The sequence below is a fragment of the Aurantiacibacter hainanensis genome, from assembly GCF_036321025.1.
Lineage (GTDB): Bacteria > Pseudomonadota > Alphaproteobacteria > Sphingomonadales > Sphingomonadaceae > Alteraurantiacibacter > Alteraurantiacibacter hainanensis.
Genome location: NZ_JAZAPB010000002.1, coordinates 435,001 through 458,768 on the forward strand (window position 1 = coordinate 435,001; position 23,768 = coordinate 458,768).

General features: G+C 65.3%; 19 protein-coding genes, 1 tRNA gene and 2 rRNA genes (1 of these 22 running past the window's edge). 13 read left to right on the top strand and 9 right to left on the bottom strand.

All coding sequences use genetic code 11. The features are described from left to right. From AAA989_RS09585 to AAA989_RS09595, 3 genes are all read left to right on the top strand, one after another. Positions 1-188: ribosomal RNA gene (locus AAA989_RS09585) — 23S ribosomal RNA — on the top strand; it begins 2,601 nt to the left of the window's first position. Positions 189-325: 137 nt separating this feature from the next. Then, positions 326-440 (top strand): 5S ribosomal RNA (rrf, locus tag AAA989_RS09590). 105 nt (positions 441-545) lie between these two features. Continuing rightward, a tRNA-Met gene (locus AAA989_RS09595) sits at positions 546-622 on the top strand. A gap of 155 nt (positions 623-777) precedes the next feature. Here AAA989_RS09595 and AAA989_RS09600 read toward each other — a convergent pair. Then, entirely contained in the window at positions 778-1,968 is a 1,191-nt protein-coding gene (locus AAA989_RS09600) for an acyltransferase family protein (protein ID WP_338243001.1), read from the bottom strand. Between the two features lie 112 nt (positions 1,969-2,080). Here AAA989_RS09600 and AAA989_RS09605 point away from each other — a divergent pair, with 112 nt between their 5' ends. Continuing rightward, on the top strand, positions 2,081-2,914 hold the full coding sequence (locus AAA989_RS09605) for a LytR/AlgR family response regulator transcription factor (protein ID WP_338243004.1): 834 nt from the start codon (positions 2,081-2,083) through the stop codon (positions 2,912-2,914). Positions 2,915-2,987: 73 nt separating this feature from the next. Here the strand turns inward: AAA989_RS09605 and AAA989_RS09610 are convergent, their stop codons facing one another. From AAA989_RS09610 to AAA989_RS09635, 6 genes are all read right to left on the bottom strand, one after another. Beyond that, entirely contained in the window at positions 2,988-3,872 is an 885-nt protein-coding gene (locus tag AAA989_RS09610; protein ID WP_338243005.1) for an isoaspartyl peptidase/L-asparaginase family protein, read from the bottom strand. Then, on the bottom strand, positions 3,872-5,110 hold the full coding sequence (locus AAA989_RS09615; RefSeq protein WP_338243007.1) for a cyanophycinase: 1,239 nt from the start codon (positions 5,108-5,110) through the stop codon (positions 3,872-3,874). The genes AAA989_RS09610 and AAA989_RS09615 overlap by 1 nt, the downstream gene beginning before the upstream one ends. Beyond that, on the bottom strand, positions 5,110-6,582 hold the full coding sequence (gene yfcC / locus AAA989_RS09620; RefSeq protein WP_338243009.1) for a putative basic amino acid antiporter YfcC: 1,473 nt from the start codon (positions 6,580-6,582) through the stop codon (positions 5,110-5,112). Before yfcC ends, AAA989_RS09615 begins: the two co-directional genes overlap by 1 nt. A gap of 79 nt (positions 6,583-6,661) precedes the next feature. Beyond that, a complete protein-coding gene (locus tag AAA989_RS09625; RefSeq protein ID WP_338243011.1) occupies positions 6,662-9,493 on the bottom strand; it encodes a TonB-dependent receptor plug domain-containing protein in 2,832 nt (943 codons plus the stop codon). 443 nt (positions 9,494-9,936) lie between these two features. Further along, on the bottom strand, positions 9,937-10,530 hold the full coding sequence (locus AAA989_RS09630) for an FMN-dependent NADH-azoreductase (RefSeq protein ID WP_338243013.1): 594 nt from the start codon (positions 10,528-10,530) through the stop codon (positions 9,937-9,939). Between the two features lie 18 nt (positions 10,531-10,548). Beyond that, a complete protein-coding gene (locus AAA989_RS09635) occupies positions 10,549-11,253 on the bottom strand; it encodes a pirin family protein (protein ID WP_338243015.1) in 705 nt (234 codons plus the stop codon). 96 nt (positions 11,254-11,349) lie between these two features. Here AAA989_RS09635 and AAA989_RS09640 point away from each other — a divergent pair, with 96 nt between their 5' ends. The 9 genes from AAA989_RS09640 to AAA989_RS09680 all read left to right on the top strand — a co-directional run bounded on the left by AAA989_RS09640 (position 11,350) and on the right by AAA989_RS09680 (position 21,507). Beyond that, the gene (locus AAA989_RS09640) at positions 11,350-12,279 is read left to right on the top strand and encodes a LysR family transcriptional regulator (RefSeq protein WP_338243017.1); all 930 of its coding nucleotides are present in this window, start codon (positions 11,350-11,352) and stop codon (positions 12,277-12,279) included. Positions 12,280-12,421: 142 nt separating this feature from the next. Beyond that, complete coding sequence (locus tag AAA989_RS09645) at positions 12,422-15,319, top strand: TonB-dependent receptor (RefSeq protein ID WP_338243019.1); 2,898 nt, start codon at positions 12,422-12,424, stop codon at positions 15,317-15,319. After that, positions 15,319-16,323: a phytase gene (locus AAA989_RS09650; protein ID WP_338243021.1), complete on the top strand. Its 1,005-nt coding sequence runs from the start codon at positions 15,319-15,321 to the stop codon at positions 16,321-16,323. The genes AAA989_RS09645 and AAA989_RS09650 overlap by 1 nt, the downstream gene beginning before the upstream one ends. 78 nt (positions 16,324-16,401) lie before the next feature. Next, positions 16,402-16,803, top strand: a complete 402-nt coding sequence (locus tag AAA989_RS09655; protein WP_338243023.1) for a hypothetical protein — start codon at positions 16,402-16,404, stop codon at positions 16,801-16,803. Next, positions 16,800-18,422: an FAD-binding oxidoreductase gene (locus AAA989_RS09660; protein ID WP_338243025.1), complete on the top strand. Its 1,623-nt coding sequence runs from the start codon at positions 16,800-16,802 to the stop codon at positions 18,420-18,422. The genes AAA989_RS09655 and AAA989_RS09660 overlap by 4 nt, the downstream gene beginning before the upstream one ends. Further along, on the top strand, positions 18,419-18,778 hold the full coding sequence (locus AAA989_RS09665) for a c-type cytochrome (RefSeq protein WP_338243027.1): 360 nt from the start codon (positions 18,419-18,421) through the stop codon (positions 18,776-18,778). Before AAA989_RS09660 ends, AAA989_RS09665 begins: the two co-directional genes overlap by 4 nt. A gap of 145 nt (positions 18,779-18,923) precedes the next feature. After that, entirely contained in the window at positions 18,924-20,255 is a 1,332-nt protein-coding gene (locus AAA989_RS09670) for an alkaline phosphatase PhoX (protein ID WP_338243029.1), read from the top strand. Next, the gene (locus AAA989_RS09675) at positions 20,252-20,716 is read left to right on the top strand and encodes a low molecular weight protein-tyrosine-phosphatase (protein WP_338243031.1); all 465 of its coding nucleotides are present in this window, start codon (positions 20,252-20,254) and stop codon (positions 20,714-20,716) included. The genes AAA989_RS09670 and AAA989_RS09675 overlap by 4 nt, the downstream gene beginning before the upstream one ends. Next, positions 20,713-21,507 carry a fructosamine kinase family protein gene (locus AAA989_RS09680; RefSeq protein WP_338243033.1) on the top strand — a complete coding sequence of 265 codons (795 nt, stop codon included), beginning with the start codon at positions 20,713-20,715 and terminating at the stop codon, positions 21,505-21,507. Before AAA989_RS09675 ends, AAA989_RS09680 begins: the two co-directional genes overlap by 4 nt. Before the next feature lie 4 nt (positions 21,508-21,511). Here AAA989_RS09680 and AAA989_RS09685 read toward each other — a convergent pair whose 3' ends face one another. Both AAA989_RS09685 and AAA989_RS09690 read right to left on the bottom strand, forming a co-directional pair. Beyond that, complete coding sequence (locus AAA989_RS09685) at positions 21,512-22,570, bottom strand: enoyl-CoA hydratase/isomerase family protein (RefSeq protein ID WP_338243035.1); 1,059 nt, start codon at positions 22,568-22,570, stop codon at positions 21,512-21,514. Positions 22,571-22,577: 7 nt separating this feature from the next. After that, positions 22,578-23,723 (bottom strand): acyl-CoA dehydrogenase family protein, encoded by a 1,146-nt coding sequence (locus AAA989_RS09690; RefSeq protein ID WP_338243037.1) that lies wholly within the window; start codon positions 23,721-23,723, stop codon positions 22,578-22,580. Positions 23,724-23,768 lie beyond the last annotated feature (45 nt).

Sequence of the window (23,768 nt, forward strand, 5' to 3'; positions counted from 1 at the left end):
CATCGCGCCAGCGGTGCAGCAGGGTAGCTATGTATGGACGGGATAACCGCTGAAAGCATCTAAGCGGGAAGCCTCCCTCAAGATTAGCAATCATCGAACCGTGATAGACCATCACGTTGATAGGCTGGGTGTGGAAGCGCAGTAATGCGTGGAGCTAACCAGTCCTAATAGTTCTGTTCGCGCTTGGTGGATCCCACCATCAACGTCAGGCCTGAATTGGCCCGCACGTTGTGGAGGATTTGTCCAGCCGGATAACGACGCCTTCAACAAGCACACCTGATTGGTGCATCGATTTAAAACCTTGTCCCGCACGCCGGCTTCATTGCTTGGTGGTCTTAGCGCCTGTGACCCACCCGATCCCATCTCGAACTCGGCCGTGAAACCAGGCAGCGCCGATGGTACTAGTGCCTAAGCACTGGAAGAGTAGGTCGCCGCCAGGCATTGTAGCCGGCGGGCAGAGCAAGGAAACAACCCATTCACAAGTCAGAGGGCTGACCCGCAAGGGCGGCCCTTTTGGCGTCTCTAGCACGCCACAAGAACGGTGCCGCGGGATGGAGCAGTCCGGTAGCTCGTCAGGCTCATAACCTGAAGGTCGTTGGTTCAAATCCAACTCCCGCAACCATCGTCATCACCCAAACGCCGCCGCCCTTCGGGTCGGCGGCGTTTGTGTTTTTGGGCCCCAGGCGGTCGCGGCTCGTCATGCAGGCACGGATCAGAACCCAGGAGATCTGAGTACCGAAGATCTGCAGTGATCGCGGAGGCCCGGACAAGAAAGGTTCAGGGCCGGTGCGGTGGTATCTCGGCGAACCGGCGCAATAAGGATGGCCGAGTAACAAGCGGCTTCAAACCTAGCAAAGGCCGCAACCAGCCGATCCGACGCGCCACTTCGTAGGTCAGCGCACAGCCGACCAGCGTCGCCAGCAGTATGACAGCGAAGCTCAGACCCGCGCTTGCCCCTGCCTGCTTGAGCCAGAAGCCCGCCGCCAGGATGATGGTCTGATGTGCGATGTAATAAGGAAAGATCGCCTCGGTGAGGTAGCGTCGGACCGGTCCATCCCGGTGAAAGTGTGTGTGGGCGAAGCCGAGGAGGCCGAGGATCATGCTCCAGGCCAGCACTGCGCGTGCAATTGCGCGCAGGGGCTCTTCGCCCGTCATGCCCGCGCCTGCCCCGTGAACCGTGAATAGCGCCGTGCAGGCAAGAACGGCAACGCCAAGGAAACGCCGCCAGGTGGAAAGGATGGTGCTCCAGATCATCCTCGATCGCGCCAATCCTACGCCGAAGAAAAAGGCGAAGGCATAGATCGCGTGAGCATAGGGATCGTCGAGCAGCGCGTGTGTCTCTCCAAATGCCGGATGCAGGATGAGCCGCGCAATGGCCAGCCACATGACCGGAAGAATCGCCAGACGCCAGCCGGAGAGCAGCTGGTCGAACGCTTCCTGCAAGCGCGACCGCAGGTCAGAGGGCAATATGGCGAGGGCCGCGAAGGCCAGCGAGTAGGCCCACAGATAGGCAACGAACCACAGGTGGTTCCATGTCGGCAGCGGAGTTCCGCGACTGCCGCCGAACTCGAAATAGTCGTTCGACCAGAAGTGCAGGAAACCTGCCTGATATGCGCCCTGGTCGCGCAGTTCGAACCAGGGCTGCGGCGCGACGAAAAGCACCATTCCAGCCAGCAGCGGCACTGCCAGCCGAACTGAACGACTCCTTGCAAAGGCACCTGGTGCTGCAAGCTTGGCCATCAGTGCACGCGACACGATGCCAGAAATCACGAACAGCAGTAACAACCGCCACGGGTTGACCGCCATCATCGGCCACACCGCCCATTGCACGGGCTCGGCGGCATTGACGTGCCATCCCCACGGCACGAAGAACATCCCGACATGATAGAATATCAGCAGGGCGAAGGCGCCAATTCTCAACCAGTCGAGTCCATATTGGCGGCCGTTCGTTGCCGTGGTGGCTTGCATGTTGCGTCTCCATCGCATCTAACCTGCAGCCGACGTGGGCCGGCGCGCCGCAGGTTGTCGCGGCAGCAGTGACGGACGGTGGAACGGGTGGGGCGGATAGCAGGCGGTTGTGATGAGCGGCGGTGATCGGGGGACAAGCGGTGCACGGCTTGACGCGGGCCTGCTGAAGGATCCGCGTGCCATCACGGCGCTGACCTTTATCGGGTTCGGCCTGCTCTACGCAGCAGTCAACGCGGCCAGCCTGATCGACCAGCGACGCGCTCTCGGCCAGCCCATCGCCGCATGGCAGGCATGGGCCCTGGAAGGGACGAGCTTTGTCGCCTGGCTTGCCTTGCTTCCGGTGGTTCTCGCGCTGGCAATTTTCTTCGTGTCCCGTCCGTTGTGGTTGGCGGCGCTCGGACATGCAGCCGGCTGTCTTGCGGTTTCGCTAGTGCACACGGTGCTCATGGCGGCTCTCAGGATCGCCGTCTACGCGCTCGCCGGACATGACTATGTTCCTGGCGAGCCGTGGGACGATCGACTGCTTTTCGAGTTTCGCAAGGACGTGATCACCTATGTCTCGATCCTTGCCGTGTTTCTGTTGGCCCGCAAGCTTGCCACTTCGCCGCTCTTGCCTGCGCCGGTGTCAGTGGAGCCGACACTGATCGAGGTGCGGGATGGCAGCCGGATCGTGAACCTGCGCCCCGATGAGATCGACTGGGCGAGCGCAGCCGGCAATTATGTCGAATTGCACGGCGCGTTCGGTTGCGAGCTTGCGCGGCGAACAATGGCTGATCTGGAAAGGGAACTCGGGCCATACGGCTTTGCCCGCATTCATCGATCCCGACTTGTGCGGCGGGCGGCCATCGAAGTCATCGAGACGCGCCAAAGCGGCGATTTCGACATAACCCTGCGGTCCGGAGTGGTCGTGAGCGGCAGCCGTCGGTTCCGGCAGAATCTCGCCTGAATTGCGCAAGATATTCCGCCGGGAAGGCTTTAGAACCACCTCGCGCGGCGAGCGCCCCCAGCGGTCTCCCAATTCAAAGAATGCTGACGCAGACGTCGAGATCGGAACCCGCGAGGGCCCGTTTCATCCCGGCGGAATTGAAAGGCGTGGTCACTGTTCCATTCCGGTCGACCGCGATCAAACCTCCGTCGCCGCCATATTGTGAGACGGCATCCAGCAATCCCTTGCCCGCCTGCTCCAGGCTGTCTCCGCGGTATGCCATCCGTGCCGCCAGATCGCGCGCGCCGCCCGCGTATATGAAGGCTTCGCCAATTCCGGTGCAGCTGACCGCGACGTCCTGATCGGCCCAGTTCCCGATGCCCGAAATCGGTGTGTCTCCGACACGTCCGGCTCGCTTACCGAGCAGTCCGCCGGTCGACGTCGCCGCGGCGAGCGCGCCGTTCCTGTCCAGCGCGACCGCGCCGACCGTGCCATGAGACAGGCCCTTGTCGAGCCGCAGCATCTCTTCGCGTTCGATACCCACCGGAACCCGGTAATGGCTCTCGGGATCTTCCACCATTTTCACGCCGTGTTCGATGGCGAAAGCGCGAGCCCCTTCTCCCGCCAGAAGGACATAGGGCGAGTGCTCCATCACGGCGCGGGCCGCCCGGATCGGTTCTGCGATCCCCGCAGCCGCGCAAATCCCCCCGGCGCGCAGGCGTGCGCCATCCATGATCGATGCATCGCATTCGACGACGCCCTGGTCGTTGGGTGCAGAGCCGCGCCCTGCCACGTAGAGGCCGCTCTGCTCCATGCTGGCCACGGCATGTTCGACCGTGTCGATCGCATCCTCGCCCCGGCTCAGCATCGCCTCGCACTCACGAACGAGGTGGTCGAGGTGTTCTTCCACTTCGGCATATTGCCGGTCCGGATTTACGCCCGCTCCGCCGTGCAAGGCGATCACGTGTCTTTGTGCCATCAATATCCTGCATTTCTTATGATTACGTCGATTGGTTCGATGTCGAAGCGGACCTTTTCGAAAGCATAGCGCGCCGTTCCGCCGCCATCTCGCCCCCACCAGCCGCGCGAGGCATCGGTCTGGGTGAAGCGGTAGGTCACGCCGTGCCCGCCCGAAAAGGAATGTCGCTCGACGGACCGTGCGGCGGGGTTGTCGAGAAGGGCCTCCCCAACGACTTGCGCCAGCGACGTGGCGCCGAGCGCCATGCCCCCTCCGGAAATGGGAGGGTCGTCGAAATATTCGTTTCCTATGGTCTCGTTTCTGAACCCGGCAGGCGTGACGGAGCCCGTTGCGAGGTCGATTGTATCGCCGTTCGCGGCGAGCGAGATGTTGAGATTCGACGCGCTGAATCTGTCCCCGCCGCCGCGTTCCACCGCGCTTGCATCGACAAGCGTCACGTAACCGGTTCCGATTATGCGCCCGGTCGTGCTCCCCTGTTTAACGACCAGCGCGGTATTCTCGTCCACCCCAAGGCCGAACCGATGCGGCACCCCATCGGATACCAGAGCCGCTGCCAGGCGGCCGAGGCGGGCCCTTTCCCCGAAGTGCTGATCGAACAGCAGGCCCTCGACGAAACCGAGGCCCCGTCCGGTCTGCATGGGCTCTCCCACCTCTCCCGGCAACAGGGCCGCAAGTGTGTCGCCTTGGGTAATCATCGGATCGCTCATGATCGCGGCCCCAGCCGACGTGCCGCCGACGACTGCGCCATCGCGCAGCCGCGCGCGGATTGCAGCAAGCATCGGCGTGTCGCGCCCGTCGGGCCGCAACAGCAGGGCCGTGATGCGGGACTGGTCTCCCCCCGTGAACCAGATGGCACCCGCCTGCGCGATGCGTGCGATCTCCTCCGGGTCGTCGACATTGCCGGTCCACAGGGATTCGTCGATGTCCGTTGTCGCCGGATCGTCCTGCGTGGCGATCCTGACGACCGTGATGTCGGCTGCATCGGCTCCGTGCTGGACCAGGGCATCGCGGAACGAATCTGCCGAGCTGGAAGGTTCGCCCGATGCCGCCGGAATTATGGCGATGGCCGGAGCATCCGGCGCACGTGCATCGAGAAAGGTGGAAAACACCGCATCGTTGTCCGCTTCCAGTCCTCCGCCCACGATGACCAGCGTGCCGGGTTCGGCGCGGGCCTGCGGCACGGTGCAGGCCACGAAGGGCAAGACGAAAGACAGTGTGATGACCCGCGTCCACGACATCAGAAACCTCCCGCGTGCGCCAGCATCATGGCAATGCTCGCCAGTCCCATGAGCGCCAGCATCGGCTTCCAGAAGAAAGTCAGCCATGTTCCGTAGGGCATCCGCGCCGCTGCGAGGCACCCCATCAGCGTGGCGGACGTGGGAACGACAAGATTTGTCAGGCCGTCGCCCAGCTGGAATGCCAGCACCGCGGTCTGCCGGGTTACGCCCGAAAGGTCGGCCAGCGGGGCCATGATCGGCATCGTTATGCTCGCCTGTCCCGAACCCGAGGAAACCGCGAGATTGAAAACGCTCTGCGCGAGATACATTGCCCAGGCGGTCAACCAGTCGGGCACCAGTGCCGTCAGGTTCGACAGTCCGGCAAGAAGGGTGTTGAGCAGGGAGGGGCCGGCGGGGTCGTCGCCGCCAAGTATCAGCATTATGCCTTTTGCCGCGCCCACGATCAGGGCGGCCGGCAGCAGTTGCGCCGCGCCGTTGCGAAAGGCTTCCATCATCTCTCCGGTCGAGCCGCCCTCCACCTGGCCAAACCGGGCGATTACCGCGGTGGCAATGCCGACGGCAAAGAACTGTGCGGCAATCTCGGGCAGGTAGTAACCGCGCGCCGTGACGCCCCAGGCCACCCACGCCACTCCGCCAAGCAGAACCAGCAGGATCAGCAGGTGCGCCGCCCGGAAAGCCCCCACGGGCCGGTGCTCCGCGCTGTCGTGCAGATCGCCGATCGCGGGCCGGCGGCCCAGCCGCACGGCGCGGGCATAGTGCCATGTGAAAGCGGCCCCGACCGAGGTGAAAGAGGCCCAGAGCGCGACCCGCGGCCACATCCCGGACATGGGGGCGAGGTCCGCGATGCTCTGCGCGATGACGACGCTGAAAGGGTTCATCCAGCTGGTGGCAAAGCCGATCTGGCTGGCGCCGAGGCACACGAGCAAGGCCGTGATCGCGTCATACCCGGCGCGGGCGAGGGCCGGCGCAAGGATCAGGGTCAGGGCAATCGCTTCTTCGGACAGGCCGAAGATCGCACCCGCCAGCGAAAAGGCAAAGAACAGCAGCATGATCAGCGTCTCGCTGCGGGCCTTTCCGTCCGGCAGCGAAGCCTCCAGCGCGGCATCGATGGCGCGAGTGCGCATGATCATCCCGAAAACACCGCCCAGCACGATGATGAAGGCCATCAGCCCGACCGTGGGAGAATAGCGATCCCCCGTAACCAGCCCCGCAAACAGGAAATCGAGAAAGCCCGCCCGCTCCTCGTTTCCCAGGATCGGGGCGGGCATGGTTCCCTCGGCCGACTGGTAACTTCCGGGCACGATCCGGGCCGGATCACCGGCAACCTCGAACTGTCCCGGAGTGAAGACGAAGGTTGCCGCCCACGCGATCAGAGCCAGGGCGAACATGATCAGCAGGGTATCGGGCATCTGCCAGACGCGCGGACTTCCGCCCGACCGCTCGGCTGCGGCATCCTGACTATCATCTATCATCGGCTTTTCCCCCCTGGCGGTGCCGGGATCTGCCAGCCAAGCCAGCGGACCCCGGCGATCCCGCCCGGACCTTGCAACTTCAGAAGCGTGTCGTCACGCGTACAGTCGCAAAGCGCCCGATCAGATCGTGGTTGAAGAGATCGACATTGGCGGACGACCCCAGAACACGAGGCGGATCGGCATCGAAGAGATTCCGGACCGACAGCTGGACGAAACTGTCGGGGGCGAAATCGTAGCTCACGCTCAGATCGAAGGTCAGGTAGTCGTCGACTTCGTATTCCGCGTCGAGAGGAAGGCCGAGCGCCTCGAGCGTGCGGTTCGAGGGGTCATCGCGGTAGCCGCTCTTGTAGTGGCCCGAAAGGCTGGCACGCCACGCATCGCTGCGCCACCGCACCTTGCCGGTCGCGATGAAGTCCGGATAGAGATAATCCCCTGCCAGTTCCTCCAGCGGACTCGCCTCGGACGCCTGCCGTTCGAAATTGAAGATCTTCGTCGCATCGAATGTGAGCGTGAAGTCCCCGGCAGCGCCGCCATCCAGGCGATGGGTGTAACCGAAGTCGATGCCGTCGGTCTTCTGGAAGCCGAGGTTGGTCAGCTGGAAATGGGCATCGCTGACGAACCCATTCGTGACCTCGAGGCCCGGCGTGCCGGTCGGCAGGTCGCCCGCTCCGACAACCGCGAACTCTCCGGCCAGCGCGCGGCGGATGAAGTCGTCCTCGTCGATGCCGACGAGGTCCTCGTGGCGGATGTTCCAGTAATCCACCCGCAGTTCGATGTCCGGCGTCGGTGACAGCACCGCGCCCCCGCCGAAGCTGCGGGCATTTTCCGCGCCCAGCGTGGGATTGCCCACGTCTTCCGAAAGCACGGCCTGGCCATCGGCGCCGGCATCGCCGTCGCAGGCGCCCGGCGTGGCCTCGCAATCGACCCGGTACGAACTCAGCAGGACGCCGGCTCCGCTCTGGGCAAGCGAAGGGGCGCGGAACGAGGTGGAGTAGTTGGCCCGGAAGGCCATCCAGTCGGCAGGCTCCCAGCGCGCCGCGATCTTCGGATTGAAGTCGCTGCCGAATCCCTGGAAGTGGTCGAACCGCCCGGCCAGCTGCACGTCCAGCCCCTGCGCCAGGGGAACGTAGAGTTCTCCGTAGACCGCCCAGCTGTTGCGATCGGCCTCGGCGCTCGTCGATGAGAAGCCGAGGATCGGTTCGGGATTGTCGAGCGTGGCGACCGCTACGCCGGACGGCGTATCGCGCAGCGTCTCCCGCCTGAATTCGCCGCCGAATGCCGCCTTCAGCGGCCCGGCAGGCATTTCCAGCAGCGTTCCGTTCGCGCTCGCGTCGAAGGCATAGAGGCGCGAACGCCCGCTTCGCTCGGCCTGGGTGGCCAGCAGTTCCTCGACGCCGTCTTCCTGCGAAACCTGCCCGCCGAAGGGATTGTACCACAGGGTCGTCTTGCCGGCGTCCTCGCAGGTATCTCCGACGAAATCGGCATCCGGTCGTCCGAGATCGACGTCCCAGCGTTCCACGCGCGAACCGTCGGTGCAGATGTTGCCGAGGTTCAGATCGTAGAAATTGCGGGCGATAACGAGGCCCGACACGCCCCGTTGAACCCGGTCGTTGCCTCCAAACAGGAGCGCTACGTCGAAGGCCCAGTCGCCACCAAGATCACCGCGCAGGCCCGAGGTGATGCGGTAGCTGTCGGATTCCACCTCCACCGCGCGCGGCTCCCGGATCTTGCCCCAGGCATAAATCGGGAAACCGTAGAAATCGCTGAAGTCGCTCGCGCCCTCGAACGAACCTTCCTTCACGATGTCGTCCTTCAGCGCCTCGGGCCAGAACGGGTTTTCGGGGTCGATCGGTGCGCGGGAGAAGTTTGCAGGCGAGCTGACCCCACGGGATTCCACACGGCTGTAAAGCGCATCGTTGTACCAGGTGATCGAATCCGAAATCTCGAACTGGTGGGTGAAGAGCCCGCCTATCGTTTCGAGCCGGTCCTGCACCGAAACGAATGCGTTGGTGTTCACCTCGCAGAATTCGCCGAGGTTGCCCGAGCCGAAGTCCTCTTCCGCGCACCCGCCGTCCCCCGGCTCTTCGGTCTGGTCGAAGAACTGGAAGAACAGGTCGTTGAAGCTGGGGTAGAAGCCTTGCTGGCTGGGACGGAAACTGTTGCGACTGATCTCGCGGTCGCGGAGGAAGAACGGGTTCCGCTTGAAGTAATCGACCACCAGCATGACCGAGTTGCGATCGCCGATCCTAGTGCCCGCGACGGCGGTGAGGTTGTAGCGTCCCTCATCGGTGCCGGAGGTGGAGTTCCCGTAGCTGGCACTGAGTTCGAGCCCCTCGAAATCGTCGCGCAGCACGTAGTTCACCACGCCGGCGACGGCATCGGCCCCGTAGATGGCCGACGCGCCCGAAGGCAGGACCTCGACCCTCTCGATTGCCGCGAGGGGGATGGAGCTGGCATCGATGAAGCTTTCCTGTCCTCTGGCAAAGGCACTGATCTGGGCCCGTCGCCCGTTGATCAGCGTCAGCGTGGAAGAGGCGCCAAGTCCGCGCAGGGAAACGGCGGATGCGCCCACGGGCGTATCCGAGGACAGCGGCCCTGCGGTCGCGGTCGAGAAGGTGGCCCCCCCGCCCACGGCAACGGGCAGGTCCTGCAGGACCTCGATGACCGTCCCGGCACCCGATTCCAGGATGTCCTGGCGCGAGACGGTGAGCGTCTGGACGGGGCCATCGGTGGGCAAGCCACCGATGCGGCTTCCGGTGACGACGATGGTCGCCTCCTCGGCGGAAGCGGTATCCGCATCCGGATCGTCGGAAGTGGCATTGGACTGCGCAAGCGCAGGCGTCGAAATTCCCGCAAGCAGCAGGGCGGCGGCGCTGGTCGCACCGAAATGAATTTTTGCGTGTAGTGACATTGTCTGATCCCTCGAACCCTGATTCGCGACAAAAGGTCGTGTGGCGAACGGTCGGGGACGGGCCCGGAATGTCGGAAGGCAGTCTCGTCGTTTGGAGAAAGTGCCCGAAGTCCGCGCCTATCCCGCGCGGAAAGGGATCACTCGTTGAACCAGTCGGTGAGGTGAAACTCCACCGATCGGCGAACGGCAACCTGGCCGCTGATGGGGCAGAAGAAGCACCGGTCCATCGCAAAAGTATGCCACCGGTGTTCGTAATCCGCAAGATAGCTGCATTGCATGAGCGCCTGGTTGCGGAAAGTTGCGCCAACTATCTGAAAGATGGAATTCTTTCGGCAGTTCGATGCGCCGCGCCGATCCTTCGATGGCAATACTGCCGTGCAAAAAGGAGAAGACCGCCGGAGCCTGTCGGGACTCCGGCGGTCATCTCTCGCAGTCGGCCGGCGTCAGGCCGCCATGCGCTCTATGGTCTGCGCGGCGGCCTCGATCTTCTCCTCGCCGTCCACGCCCATGATGCCATCGGCGACGACCATCTCCACGTCGTCGATCCCGATGAATCGCAGGAAATGGCGCAGCCACGGTGTCAGGAAGTCGATTTCACTGCCGATCGGCGTGCCGCCCGTTGCGATGACGACGTAGGCCTTCTTCCCGGTCAGCAGTCCGACGGGACCGTTCTCCGTATAGCGGAAGGTCGTGCCCGCCCGTGCCACCAGGTCGGCCCACGCCTTGAGCGTCGCGGGCATGGTGAAGTTGTAGACCGGCAGGCTGAGCACCAGCGTCCCGGCAGCCTGCAGTTCTGCGATCAGTTCATCGCCGACCGATGCCAGCGCCTGCTGTTCGCTGTTGCGGTCTTCCACCGGCGTCAGGTTGGCAGCGAAGCGTTCGGCATCGATCAGCGGCAGGTCGTTTGCGGACAGGTCGCGAACGACGACCTCGGCGCCGGTGGCGCGGGCCAGCCGTTCGACCAGCCTTCCACCCAGGCGGCGCGAGACCGATCCCTCTCCGCGGATGCTGGCGGTGATGTGGAGAATGTTGCTCATGTCAGTTGCTCCTTCAGGTCAGGCGGCATCGACGAGGACGAGTTCGCTGTCCTCGCTGGCCGCGATGGTGATGGTGTCGATCCCGGTGATGGCCACGCCGTCGCGGGCGCGCGCTTCCACGTCGCCCACGCGCACCGTGCCGGTGGCGGGCACGAGGTAGGCGTGGCGCGAGGGATCGATCGCATAGCTGATCGTCTCGCCCGCCTTCAGCGTTGCGCCCAGCACGCGGGCGTCGGTGCGAATTGGCAATGCATCGCCGTCATCGGACTTGCCCGAAGCGAGCACCGCCCAGGCACCCGAACGATCCGCCTTGGGGAACAGCCGGGCACCCCACGAGGGAGCCTCGCCGTCGCTGTCGGCATCGGGAATGATCCAGATCTGGAAGATCCGGGTGACCGTGTCTTCCAGGTTGTATTCCGAGTGGCGGATGCCGGTGCCCGCGCTCATCACCTGGACGTCGCCGGCCTCGGTGCGACCCTTGTTTCCGAGGCTGTCCTCGTGCGTGATCGCGCCTTCGCGGACGTAGGTGATGATTTCCATGTCGCGATGGGGATGGGCCGGAAATCCGGTCTTCGGCTGGATGGTGTCGTCGTTCCAGACGCGCAGCGAGCCCCAGTGCACGCGGGCCGGGTCGTGATAGCCTGCAAAGGAGAAGTGATGCTTGGCGTCGAGCCAGCCGTGGTTGGCTCCGCCGAGGCTTTCGAAAGGACGCAGTTCGATCATGTCGTGTCTCCCTAAAGGGTTGTGGAGACGATCTAGGACTGCCTGTGCGTTTTGATTAGTGGTATAATATTCGATGAAAGGTTCGAGAAAGTTGAAATGTCAGATCCAGGTTCTCCCACGCTCGACCAGCTGCGGATTTTCCTCGCGGTGGTGGACGCCGGCAGCTTCGCCGCGGCCGGGCGCAAGCTCAATCGCGCGGTCTCTGTCATCAGCTATGGCATCGCCAATCTCGAGGCCCAGCTGGGACTGACCCTGTTCGACCGCGATGGTAAGCGCACCCCGGTGCTCACCGCCGCGGGCAAGGCCATTCTCGAGGAAGCGCGCCGCGTGGATTCGCGGGTGGACGGGCTGAAGGCGCGGGCAAAGGGCCTGCTCGAAGGCCTGGAAGCCGAGGTCAGCCTTGCCGTCGACGTGATGCTGCCAACCGAGTGTCTTGCGGCGATCCTTCACCAGTTCCGACGACAGTATCCTACCGTGTCGCTTCGCCTGCATGTCGAGGGACTGGGAGCCGTTGCCGCGCTGGTGCTGGATGGCAGGGCGGTTCTCGGCATTGCCGGTCCCGTCGCGGCGGGGATAGAGGGGCTTTCCCGCGTCGATGGCGGCGCGGTCCGCCTCGTCCCGGTGGCAGCGCCCGACCATCCCCTGGCCCGGGCGAAGCAGCTGGAGCCCGGCGCCGGTCGCGACCATATCCAGCTTGTCCTGACCGACCGTTCCCCGCTGACGCAGGGGCGCGACTTTGCGGTCCATTCGCCTCAGACATGGCGGCTGGCCGATCTGGGCGCAAAGCACGCCCTGCTGCGCGAGGGTATCGGCTGGGGCAACATGCCCGTACCGATGATCCGCGACGATCTGATCGCGGGAACTCTGGTGCAACTGCACATGCCCGAGGATCCCGGCGGGCTCTATCGTTTTTCCGCCATCCACCGCGCCGACGTGCATCCGGGCCCGGCGACATCGTGGCTGAGCGAACGGTTCCTGGGCATGGAGTTCGACGACGAACCCGCTTCGGGAAAATCAGCCGGCTGAGCCCTGGGCATTCCAACGTTCGGGACGCGAACGGCTGTTGCCCGTTCGCCACATGGCGCTGCGTCATTGATCTGTAACCCAGCTGTCCTCAATCGATCATGTAGCGGGCCTAGCCGCGCCTCCAACAGACAGGAGGACACCCGTGACACATTCCCGCTTGCTCGGCTCTGCCAGCATTGCCGCCATCGCCCTTTCCGCCGCGCCCGCCATGGCCGGGGACGTGACCGGCGTGGTGATCGATTCGACCGATACCGTGGCCCTGCAATCCGCCGTGGTGCGCATTCCCGAGCTCAATCGGCAGGTGACGACCGAACGCGACGGGTCCTTCCGCATCGCCGATCTCCCGGCTGGCAGCTGGACCGTCGAGGTCCGCTATGTCGGCGTGCCGACCGAGACGCAGGTGATCGAGGTTCCCGAGGAAGGCGTGGTTACGGCGAACTTCCTGCTCGGCGAGGAAGAGGACAACATCCTCGTCTACGGCCAGCGCGCCAACCAGGCCAACGCCCTGTCGCGCGAATATGCCAGCGACACCGTGGTCGACGTGCTGACGCGCGACGCGATCGGCCAGTTCCCGGATCAGAACGTGGCGGAAAGCCTGCGACGCCTGCCCGGGGTGAACGTGCTGAACGACCAGGGCGAGGGACGCTTCGTGGCCGTTCGGGGTCTGGATCCCAACCTCAACGCGACATCCGTCAACGGCGTGCGCGTGCCTGCGCCCGAGGGCGACATCCGCGCCGTGGCGCTGGACGTGATTTCCAGCGACATCATCGAGAGCATCGAGGTGAGAAAGTCGCTGACTCCCGACATGGACGCCGACACCATCGGCGCCAGCATCGAGATCAACACCGTTTCGGCTTTCGACCGCCGGGGCAACTTCGTCACCGTGTCGGGCGAAGGCAGCTACAACGAGTATTCCGAGGAGCTGAACCCGAAGGGCAGTATCAACTTCGCCTATCGCCTGACCGACGACTTCGGCGTGTCGGGCGGCCTGTCATACTACAACCGCTTCTTCGAGACCGACAATGTCGAGATGGACGGCTGGGAAGACGACGATGGTCTCGTCTATGCCGAGGACCTGGAATACCGCGACTACGACGTGGAGCGGGAGCGCATCTCCGCCTCGCTCGGCTTCGACCTGCGCGCCTCCGACAGCACGACGCTCTCCGCGCGTGGCCTGTGGAGCCGGTTCGACGACCAGGAATATCGTCGCCGCCTGATCTTCGACTTCGGCGATGCCTTCGTCACCGGCAGCGGCACTTCCGCGGTATTCGCCGATTTCGACCCGTCCGAGCCGGACGAGGAATATGCCATCACGGTGGAGCGCGACATCAAGGACCGCTTCGAGCGCCAGGAAATCTACTCGTTCAGCTTCGGCGGCCAGACCGAAACCGGGCCCTGGAACATCGAGTACATGGCCAGCTATGCCCGATCGAGCGAGGCCGAGGACGACAGTGTCGATCCCGCCGTGTTCGCGCGCGATTTCGAGGCGGACGGGCTGGCCGCGACCATCGACTATTCCGACGAACGCGTGCCGACCTACGCGATTTCGGGCGTGGACGACTTCTTCGACGCGTCGACCTATGAACTGGACGAGATCGAACTGACCGACCTCTCCGATTCCAGGGATGCCGAATACGCGGCCAAGCTCGACATCGGCCGCGATTTCATCAGCGGGGCGGGCGTGTTCACCGTGCAGACCGGCTTCAAGGGCCGCTGGCGCGAAAAGAGCTTCAACGGAGACATCCAGTTCTTCGAAACCGACGATCTCACCCTGGCCGACGTGCTGGGCGAGCAGACCTATCGCCTCGTCGATATCCAACCCGTCGCCAGCTACACCGGTGCCAGCGACTTCTTCTTTGCCAACCGGGCCGATTTCGAATTGCAGGAAATCGACAGCGCCTTCGACAGCGCGGCAGAGGACTACACCATCGAAGAAGACATCTACGCCGGCTACCTGCTGGGCCGCTGGGAAAGCGACAGCCTGACGGTGATCGGCGGCGTGCGTGCCGAATACACTCAGACCGACATCATCGGCAACTTCACCCTGCTGGTGGAGGAAGGCGGATCCCTTCCGGACGGCACCATCGCGGACGATGACACGGTGATCGTCACCCCGCAGACGACACCCGCCAATTACGGCTTCTGGCTGCCCAGCCTGAATATCCGCTACGAGCCGGTGGACGACCTGGTGCTGCGCGCAGCGGGCTATCGCAGTCTGGTGCGTCCCGGCTTCGCCCAGCTCGCCCCGCGCTTCATTACCGAACGCAACGACGAGGACGAGGTCGAAGGCGAGTTCGGCAATTCCAACCTCGAGCCCTACGAGGCATGGAACTTCGATGCCGGCATCGAATACTACTTCGGCGGCAACGGCGCGCTGAGCGCCGGGTTCTTCTACAAGGACATCGCCAACTACATCGTCACCGTCGAATACGAGGCCGAAGACCTCGACGGAGACGACGAAATCGGGGCCGACGAACTGCTCGTTTTCAACGGCATCGCCTTCAACGAGGCGGCCATTCCGGTGAACGGCGACAGCGCCGAGGTCTGGGGGATCGAACTGGGCTTCGCCATGCAGTGGGACATGCTGCCCGCGCCTTTCGACGGGCTGCTTACGCAGGCCAACTACACCTACACCGATGCGACGGCCACGATTTCCGACGGCTCGCTCGACCTGTTCGGCCAGGGTTTCGGCAACGGCATCAGCACCATTCCGCTGCCCGCTTCCAGCGAGCATACGCTGAACGGGGTTATCGGTTACGAGAAGGGGCCGATCAGCCTTCGCCTGGCGGGCACCTATCGCGACGACTACCTTGATGAACTGGGCGGCGATCCGGAGGAATACCGTTTCGTGGACAGCCATTTCCAGCTCGACGCCAGTGCCCGGCTTACCGTGATGGAAGGGGTGCAGCTGTTCGTGGAAGCGATCAACCTGACCGACGCCGAGTACTTCGCCTACAACACCGTGGGCGGGCGGCAGAACAACTACCAGTATGAAATCTACGGCCGCACCTTCAAGGGCGGCGTGCGGGTGACGTTCTGATGCGGGCCGTCACGATAGCCGCCGCGCTGCTTCTGGCAGGCTGCGCCACCACCCCCACCGGTCTTCCCCCGGTCTCGGTCGTCGCCATTGGCGAGACCGAACCGGTGGGCACGGCCAACGAGGACGCTGCCGACGATCCCGCCATCTGGCGCAACGACGCAGACCCCTCGCAAAGCCTGATCGTCGCCACCGACAAGAAGGCGGGTCTCTATGTCTATGGCCTGGACGGAGAGGTTCGCAGCTTCATCGACGCGGGCGCGGTGAACAACGTCGACCTGGTGACGCTGGAGGACGGCACGGTTTTCGTCGCCGCCAGCGACCGCATCGACCTTGCCAATTCGCACATCGCCACCTTCACGCTGGATACGCAGAGCGGCGAACTGAGCCCGCTGGGCCGCGTGCCGAGCGGGCCGGGCGAGGGATACGGTTTCTGCATGAGCCAGCACGGCGGGCTCAAGGCGCTGGCGGTCATCAAGGACGGACAGCTTCGCGAATACGAGATGACGCCCGGCCCCGCTCCGCAGGCCACGCTGGTGCGCGAGATGTCCGTGCCGAGCCAGCCCGAGGGCTGCGTCTACGACGAGCGCGACGGGACGCTCTACGTGGGCGAGGAAGTCGGCGGCATCTGGCGCTTTGCCGATGGCGCGACGACCGGAGAGCTGGTCGCCCCGATCGACAACCGGTACCTGGTCGCCGACGTGGAAGGCCTCGCCATCGCACCCGAGGGCGAGAACGGTGGCTACCTGGTCGCCTCCAGCCAGGGGGACAATGCCTACGCGGTCTACGCACTGCCGGGCATGACGCCGGTGGGTCGCTTCGCCATCGCGGCAGGCACGTATGGTTCCGCCGAAGAGACCGACGGCATCGCTCTCGATACGCGCAGCTTCGGGCCGGACTACCCGCAGGGCCTGTTCATCGCGCAGGACGGCATCAATCCTCCGCAGGCGCAGAACTTCAAGCTCGCGAGCTGGGCCGCCATCCGCGCCGCACTGGGGCTGGACTAACCTTCGCCCGGGCGGACAAAGTCAATTGCCTCTCCCGTTGCAGCCGCTAGGATCGGCTGCAACGGGACGAGGATCACAATGACGACACGCCGCGAAGACCTCAAGTGGGGCACCCTGTTGCCGGCGCTCGGCACCGGCTGGCATGGCGCATTCGCCGCCGCGCCGGGCGGGCTCGACGCGCTGCTGATCGACACCCGCTTTCCCGGCGCGCTGGACGTCGCCGATGCGTCCATGCCCGTGCTGCGGTTTGCCGGTGACGTCACCCGCGTCTGGTACGACGAGCTTGACGAGCGCTGGCGCAGGCCCGGTTTCGTGCTGGGCGGCATAACCGGCGCGGACGCGCTGTTCGTGCTGGAGACCTTGGCCACCCACCAGGGTCGCCGCGTGGTATCACGCACCACGCTGGACCTGCCGCGCGCGAACCGCGTGCAGGCCGTTCGCTGGATCATCGCACCGCACCATCCCAGTGTCGCCGGATGACAGTCCTGCCGCCCGACCTCGACGACGCAGGCTTCGCCGCGTTCCTGGCCGATCTTCGCGGCGCGGTGGGGGAGGACTGGGTCTGGTCTTCCGACGCCGACATGTTCCCCTATCGCGACGCCTTCTCGCCGGTGTGGAACACGCCGGAAGAGATACAGGCCTCCAGCGCCGTCGCCCCGGCAGACGTGGCGCAGGTGCAGGAAGTGGTGCGCATTGCCCGCCGCCACCGGGTGCCGCTGCACCCGATCTCCACCGGCAAGAACTTCGGCTACGGCGGTGCCTCGCCCAACGTGGCCGGCAGCGCGGTGCTGGACCTGAAGCGGCTGGACCGCGTGATCGAGGTGAATGAGGCGCGCAACTATGCGCTGGTTGAACCGGGCGTTTCCTATTTCGATCTCTACCGCCACATCCAGGAGCGCGGCCTGAAGGTGATGATCGACTGCCCCGATCCCGGCTGGGGATCGCCGGTCGGCAACGCGCTGGACCGGGGCGTGGGCTACACGATGCCGCAATTCCGCGACCACTTCGGGGCGCACTGCGGGATGGAAGTGGTGCTGCCCGATGGCGAACTGATGCGCACCGGCATGGGCGCGCTTCCCGGCGCGGACAGCTGGCAGGAATACCCATACGGCTTCGGACCGGACCCGTCGGGCCTGTTCGCGCAGGGCAATTTCGGCGTCGTCACGAAGATGGGCTTCCGCCTGATGCCGCAGCCCGAATACTACCGCACCGGGCTGGTGCGGGTGCCCAGGCGGCGCGACCTCATCAAGCTGATCGAGCACGTGAACTACCTGTCCGACAGCGGCATGGTGAGCGAGGTGCGCTTCGCCAGCCCGCTTTCGGCGCTGCTTGGCGATCCGCAGTTCGCCGCGCTGGCAACCAAGATGGGCGGTCCGTCCGATGCGGAGATGGACGCGGCCGCCTCCGCCGCCGGGCTGCACAGCTGGGCGATCGATCTGCAGTTCCTTGGCCCCCAGGCGGCCACCGCCGCGCAGTGGGACTACGCCAGGGATCGCATCCTTTCCGATATCCCCGGTGCGGAGGCGCTGGAAGGCGATCACTTCGCTCTCCCCGCGACCGAGCAGCGGCTTGAAAACGCCACCCAGCCCTATCCCACCGCCATCCGCCGCAAGGGCGCGCTCGGCATTCCCTCACTCGGCATCTGGGAGATCGTGCGCGGCGACGGGCACGTCGGCTTCTTCCCCGTGCTGCCGCGCGATGGAGAGGCGGTGTTCGAAATGCAGCGCGTGCTGGGCGACGCGCAGCGGCAATATCCGCTGCCGCCTTATTTCAGCGCCGTCACCGCGCCGCTGTTCTGGCATTCGAACACCTTCCAGATGGTGTTCGCCCCCAGCATCAGGCGCGACGATCCGGAGCACAACGCGATGGTCCACCGCGCGATGAAGCACATGGTGGCCGTCGCCGCCGAGCACAGCTGGGGCGACTATCGCGCCGCGCCGATCTACCAGGACGACGTGGCCGCCACCTACAGCTTCAACGGCGGACGGCTGCGCACATTCCTGGAAGCGATGAAGGACGCGGTCGATCCAGACGGCATCATCGCGCCGGGGCGGGGCGGCGTGTGGCCCCGACGGTTCAGGAACGGGGGCAGGGCATGAGACTGATTCTCGCCTCCATCTCGCTTCTCGCCGCCGCATCGCTTTCGGTCGCCGCGCAGCCGGAAGACCGGCAGGTCGCGCACGGACGGCAGGTGTTCGAGCGCCAGTGCGCACCGTGTCACGGGGCCGGGCCGGGTGACGACCGATCGGAAATGCTTCCGGGCACGGCCGCCCTAGCGGAAAAGTACGAGGGCGCTCGCCCCGCCGCGCTGCACCTGCGCGACGACCTGCCCGCGCCGGTGCTGCAACTGTTCGTGCGGCGCGGGGCAGGGGCGATGCCGCCTTTCCGCCCGTCCGAGCTTTCCGACACCGACATCGCCGCAATTGCAGCCTACATCGCCGCCGATACGGACTAGTCGCCTGGGCTCCATCCGCTTGGTTGTCGAAACCCGGCATTCGAACGAGCGATGACGGAGCCGATTGCAACACTGCTGCCGCATTTCCCGCTAGTATGCGGAACTGCCTGAATTACGATTCGATCACGAAGGGTTCGCAAACCGCATGACAGTTCCAAGCCGCCGCCAGTTTCTTGCCCTGACGGGCTCTGCCTTTGCTGGCCTCTATCTCAACAGCTGCACGACGATGGGGCCGCGCGCCTCGTCCAGCCCCGCGCTGTCCGGCAGTGCCAGCCCGGTAGGCGCATTGCAGCCCGATCCCGCCGGTGTGCTCGACCTGCCGCCGGGCTTCTCCTACCGCGTGATCTCGCGCCACGACACGCCGATGAGCGACGGCGGAAGCGTGCCGGACCGGGCCGACGGCATGGGTTGTTTCGACCTCGGCAACGGCAAGCTGGCGCTGGTGCGCAACCATGAACTGCAACCGCAGCACGATGGCGGGTCGATCCCGCCCGGCCCGGCCTACGATACCGTGGCGCGGTCGCTGCGCCCGCTGCCGGGCGGCACCACCACGCTTGTCCTGGACGCGGCCACGCTGGAGGTGGAGCGCGAATATCGCAGCCTGGCGGGCACGATCCGGAATTGCGCGGGCGGCATCACCCCGTGGGGCAGCTGGCTGACCTGCGAGGAGAACACCGACCGTGCCGATGGCCGCATCAACAAGGATCACGGCTGGGTGTTCGAAGTGCCCGCCGATGCGCCGGGACTGGTCGACCCCGTGCCGCTGACGGCGATGGGACGCTTCAACCACGAGGCGGCCTGCATCGATCCGGCGACCGGCATCGTCTACCTGACGGAGGACCGCGAGAATTCGCTGCTCTACCGCTTCCTGCCGCTGCGGCCCGGCCAGCTGGCGCAGGGCGGCACCTTGCAGGCGCTGGTGCTGGAAGGCGTCAGCGACACGCGCAACTGGAGCGAGCGGACGATGGCCGTGGGCGACGCGATGCGCGGCACCTGGATCACGCTCGACAACGTGGAAGCCCCCGAAGACGACCTGCGCCAGCGCGGCGCGGCGCAGGGCGCGGCACTGTTCGCGCGCGGCGAGGGCATCTGGATGGGCGAGGGCGAGATATTCTTCACCTGCACCAGCGGCGGCGCGGCGCACGAAGGGCAGATCTTCCGCCTGCGTCCCGAAGTGCACCAGGCCGACATTCTCGAACTCTTCTACGAGAGCCCCGAGGAAAGCGAATACAGCTACGGCGACAACATCACCGTGGCGCCATACGGCCACCTGGTGGTGTGCGAGGATTCCTACGACGACGTGGTGCAAAACCACCTGCGCGGGATCACGCCCGAAGGCGCGGCCTATCCGCTGGCGCTGCTCAAGATGCAGACCGAGCTGGCCGGGGCCTGCTTCTCGCCCGATGGCCGCACGCTGTTCGTCAACGCCTACAGCCCGACCATGACCATCGCCATCACCGGGCCCTGGCCTGCATGAGCGATAGTCCGTCGATCCTCTTCGTCTGTCTCGGCAACATCTGCCGCTCTCCCATGGCCGAAGGCGCGATGCGCGCCGCGGCCCGCGAGGCAGGGCTGGATCTGCACATCGACAGCGCGGGGACCGGGGACTGGCATGTCGGCAACCCGCCCGATCCGCGCGCCATGGAAACCGCGCGGGACAACGGCATCGACATTTCGGCGCTGCGGGCAAGGCAGGTCGCGCGCGAGGATTTCACCAGCTTCACGCACATTTTTGCACTCGATGCGGACAACCTGCGCAACCTCCACGCTCTCGCTCCCGGAGAGACGACGGCGAGGATCGCGCTGCTGCTGGACCTGGTACCGGGCCGCGAGGGACAGGCCGTGGCGGACCCCTATTACGGCGGACGGGACGGTTTCGAGCAGACCTGGCACGACGTCTCGGCCGCTGCGAAGGCGCTGGTCGCCCGGTTCTCGTGAACCTGTCCGCGCGCATAGCGGCGGCTCTGGGCAAGGACGTGCGCGAAGTGCGCCAGCTGCCCGGCGGCGACCTGGGCGGCGCAGCACTGGCGGTGCTGGAGGACAATCGCGAGGTTGTCGCCAAGACCGGCGAACTGGTCGAGCGCGAAGGCGCCATGCTGCGCGCCATGGCCGCCACGGGCGCTCCCGTGCCGGAGGTGCTGCATAGCGAGGCAGGGCTGCTGGTGATGGCCTTCATCGAGAACGATGGACGCGCAGGCTGGACGGATTGCGCCGAGGCCCTGCGCTTGCTTCATGCCGAGCGGGAGGGACAGTACGGCTGGGAGGCCGACTATGCCTTCGGCAAGGTCGCCATCGCCAACGCGCCTTGCGGCAACTGGACAGAGTTCTGGCGAGACCGGCGACTGCTGCCGTTCTGCGCCGAGGTGCCCGGCCCGCTGGCGCGCAGGATCGAGGTGCTGGCAGCGCGGCTGGGAGACATCGTCCCGCAAGACCCGCCGCCCGCCCTGCTGCACGGCGACCTCTGGACCGGCAACGTGCTCTTCCACCAGGGACGGCTCGCCGCGCTGATCGACCCTGCCTGCTACGTAGGCGACCGCGAGGTCGATCTTGCCATGCTGCAGGTGTTCGGCAGCCCGCCGGAGGCATTCTTCGCGGCGAACGAGCTGGCTCCCGGTTGGCGCGAGCGGGTGCCCGTCTACCAGCTATGGCCGATGCTGGTGCACCTGCGCCTGTTCGGCGCGGGCTACCGTGCGCGGGTGGAAAGCCTGCTCGCCGCCTGCGGAGCGTGAGTGATCAGCCCGCCTGCGGGAAGGGCGTCCATTCCTCGTCGTCGGGCAGCGGGGCGAAGATGGTGTCGATCATATCGTCCGTCACGCCTTCGGGTTCGGCGGGCTGCCAGGTCGGGGCGTTGTCCTTGTCCACCAGCACCGCGCGCACGCCCTCGGCGAAGTCGGGTCGCATGATCATGCGGCTGGCAATGCGGTATTCCATCGCCATGTTCGCGGCGAAATCGCGGCATTCGGCATTCTCGGCGAACTGGCACAGCGCCACCTTGCTCGTCGTCGGACACTTGGACCGGACCGCCGCCAGCTCCTTCGCCGCCCAGTCGCTATCGTCGTTCTCCAGCGCGGCGATGATGCCTTCCAGGGTCTCGGGCGCGAACAGCGCGTCGATCTTGCGCCGGTTGTCGGCCAGGCGCGCCTTGGGCGGCTGACCGGCGAATTCGTCCAGGATCGCGGAGATGGCATCGGGACCGGCAATGATCCGGGCCTTCGCCTCGGCCAGCTTCTCGCTTTCGATGTAGTGCGTGGCGATACCGGCCCACAGGCATTCCGCCCCGTCCAGCCGCGCGCCGGTGAGGGCGAGGAACTTGCCCGTCTGCCCGCGCAGGCGCGGCAGGTAATGTCCGGCGCCCACGTCGGGGAACAGCCCGATCGCGCCTTCGGGCATGGCGAACTTGGTATTCTCGGTCGCCACCCGGTACTTGGCCGGCTGGCTGATGCCCACGCCGCCGCCCATCGTCACGCCGTCCATGAAGGCGACGACGGGCTTGGGATAGGTGAACAGCAGGTGGTTGAGGCGATACTCGGCGTGGAAGAACTCCCGCCCGCGCGCGCCGCCATCCTCCATCGCCGAATTGCGCAGCAATGCCACGTCTCCGCCGGCACAGAAGCCGCGTCCCTCCGCGTGATCGAGTATGACCGCCTCCACACTCTCGTCATCGCGCCAGCCCAGCAGGGCTTCGCTCATGGCCTCGCACATCTCCAGCGTCAGTGCGTGGATCGCCTTTGGACGGTTGAGGGAGACGTGCGCGACACGGCCGTGCACGTGGAGGTTCACTTGTTCGGTCATAAGATCCTTAGTCTTTGAGAAGGTCGCGGCCGACGATCATGCGCATCACCTGGTTGGTGCCCTCCAGGATGGAATGCACCCGCAAGTCACGCCAGAAGCGTTCGATCGGGTAATCTTTCAGATAGCCGTAGCCGCCGAACAGCTGCAGCGCGTTGTTCACCACGTTGGAGCCGCTGTCGGTGGCGAGACGCTTTGCCATGGCGGAAAAGCGCGTCTTGTCGGGCGCGTTGTCGGTCACCTTTGCGGCGGCGAGGTAGAGCAGCGCGCGCGCTGCTTCCAGATCGGTGGCCATGTCGGCCAGCATGAACTGCGTGTTCTGGAAATCGGCCACCGGCTGGCCGAACTGCTGGCGATCCTTGGTATATGCCACCGCCTCGTCCAGGCAGCGCTGCGCCCCGCCCAGCGAACAGGCGCCGATGTTGAGCCGCCCGCCGTCGAGCCCGGCCATGGCGAAGCGGAAGCCGTCGCCTTCCTCGCCGACCCGGTTGGCGACGGGCACGCGCGCATCCTCGAAAATCAGCTGCGCGGTGGGGCTGGCGTTCCAGCCCAGCTTCTTCTCCGGCGCGCCGAAGCTGACGCCAGGGGTGTCCTTGTCCACCACCACGCAGGAGATCCCGCGCGTCTTGTGCTCGCCGGTGCGTACCATCACCACGTAGACATCGTTCACTCCGCCGCCCGAGATGAACTGCTTTGTGCCGTTGAGAACGTAATGGTCGCCATCGAGCTTCGCCGAGGTCTTCAGCGCCGCCGCGTCGGAACCGGAGGACGGCTCCGTCAGCGCATAGCTGGCCAGCTTGTCCATCGAGACGAGATCGGGGAGGTAGCGGTCCTTCAGGTCCTGCCCGCCGAAGGTGTCGATCATCCAGGCGGCCATGTTGTGGATGGAGATGAAGGCACTGGTGGTGGGGCAGCCATAGGCCATGGCTTCCATGATCAGCGCGGCTTCCAGACGGCCCAGCGCGATGCCGCCGGATTCTTCCGATACGTAGATCGCGCCGAAACCCAGCTCGCCGGTCTGCTTGATCACGTCCCTGGGGAAGTGATGCTCCTCGTCCCACTTGCCGGCGTTGGGGGTGATATTGTCGGCTGTGAATCGCCGCGCCATCTCCTGGATGGCGAGCTGGTCGTCGGTAAGCTGGAACTGTCCGGTCATGCGTCTCTCCTGCATGGCATCATGCATCCGCGCGCAATGTCAAAA

What these genes read in the sequence shown, in the direction of transcription:
- AAA989_RS09600 (WP_338243001.1), bottom strand. Translation starts at nt 1,968, where the DNA reads ATGCAAGCCACCACGGCAACGAACGGCCGCCAATATGGACTCGACTGG.
- AAA989_RS09685 (WP_338243035.1), bottom strand. Translation starts at nt 22,570, where the DNA reads ATGACCGAACAAGTGAACCTCCACGTGCACGGCCGTGTCGCGCACGTC.
- AAA989_RS09655 (WP_338243023.1), top strand. Translation starts at nt 16,402, where the DNA reads ATGACGACACGCCGCGAAGACCTCAAGTGGGGCACCCTGTTGCCGGCG.
- AAA989_RS09690 (WP_338243037.1), bottom strand. Translation starts at nt 23,723, where the DNA reads ATGACCGGACAGTTCCAGCTTACCGACGACCAGCTCGCCATCCAGGAG.
- AAA989_RS09665 (WP_338243027.1), top strand. Translation starts at nt 18,419, where the DNA reads ATGAGACTGATTCTCGCCTCCATCTCGCTTCTCGCCGCCGCATCGCTT.
- AAA989_RS09670 (WP_338243029.1), top strand. Translation starts at nt 18,924, where the DNA reads ATGACAGTTCCAAGCCGCCGCCAGTTTCTTGCCCTGACGGGCTCTGCC.
- AAA989_RS09630 (WP_338243013.1), bottom strand. Translation starts at nt 10,530, where the DNA reads ATGAGCAACATTCTCCACATCACCGCCAGCATCCGCGGAGAGGGATCG.
- AAA989_RS09640 (WP_338243017.1), top strand. Translation starts at nt 11,350, where the DNA reads ATGTCAGATCCAGGTTCTCCCACGCTCGACCAGCTGCGGATTTTCCTC.
- AAA989_RS09660 (WP_338243025.1), top strand. Translation starts at nt 16,800, where the DNA reads ATGACAGTCCTGCCGCCCGACCTCGACGACGCAGGCTTCGCCGCGTTC.
- yfcC (WP_338243009.1), bottom strand. Translation starts at nt 6,582, where the DNA reads ATGATAGATGATAGTCAGGATGCCGCAGCCGAGCGGTCGGGCGGAAGT.
- AAA989_RS09625 (WP_338243011.1), bottom strand. Translation starts at nt 9,493, where the DNA reads ATGTCACTACACGCAAAAATTCATTTCGGTGCGACCAGCGCCGCCGCC.
- AAA989_RS09615 (WP_338243007.1), bottom strand. Translation starts at nt 5,110, where the DNA reads ATGTCGTGGACGCGGGTCATCACACTGTCTTTCGTCTTGCCCTTCGTG.
- AAA989_RS09675 (WP_338243031.1), top strand. Translation starts at nt 20,252, where the DNA reads ATGAGCGATAGTCCGTCGATCCTCTTCGTCTGTCTCGGCAACATCTGC.
- AAA989_RS09635 (WP_338243015.1), bottom strand. Translation starts at nt 11,253, where the DNA reads ATGATCGAACTGCGTCCTTTCGAAAGCCTCGGCGGAGCCAACCACGGC.
- AAA989_RS09610 (WP_338243005.1), bottom strand. Translation starts at nt 3,872, where the DNA reads ATGGCACAAAGACACGTGATCGCCTTGCACGGCGGAGCGGGCGTAAAT.
- AAA989_RS09650 (WP_338243021.1), top strand. Translation starts at nt 15,319, where the DNA reads ATGCGGGCCGTCACGATAGCCGCCGCGCTGCTTCTGGCAGGCTGCGCC.
- AAA989_RS09605 (WP_338243004.1), top strand. Translation starts at nt 2,081, where the DNA reads ATGAGCGGCGGTGATCGGGGGACAAGCGGTGCACGGCTTGACGCGGGC.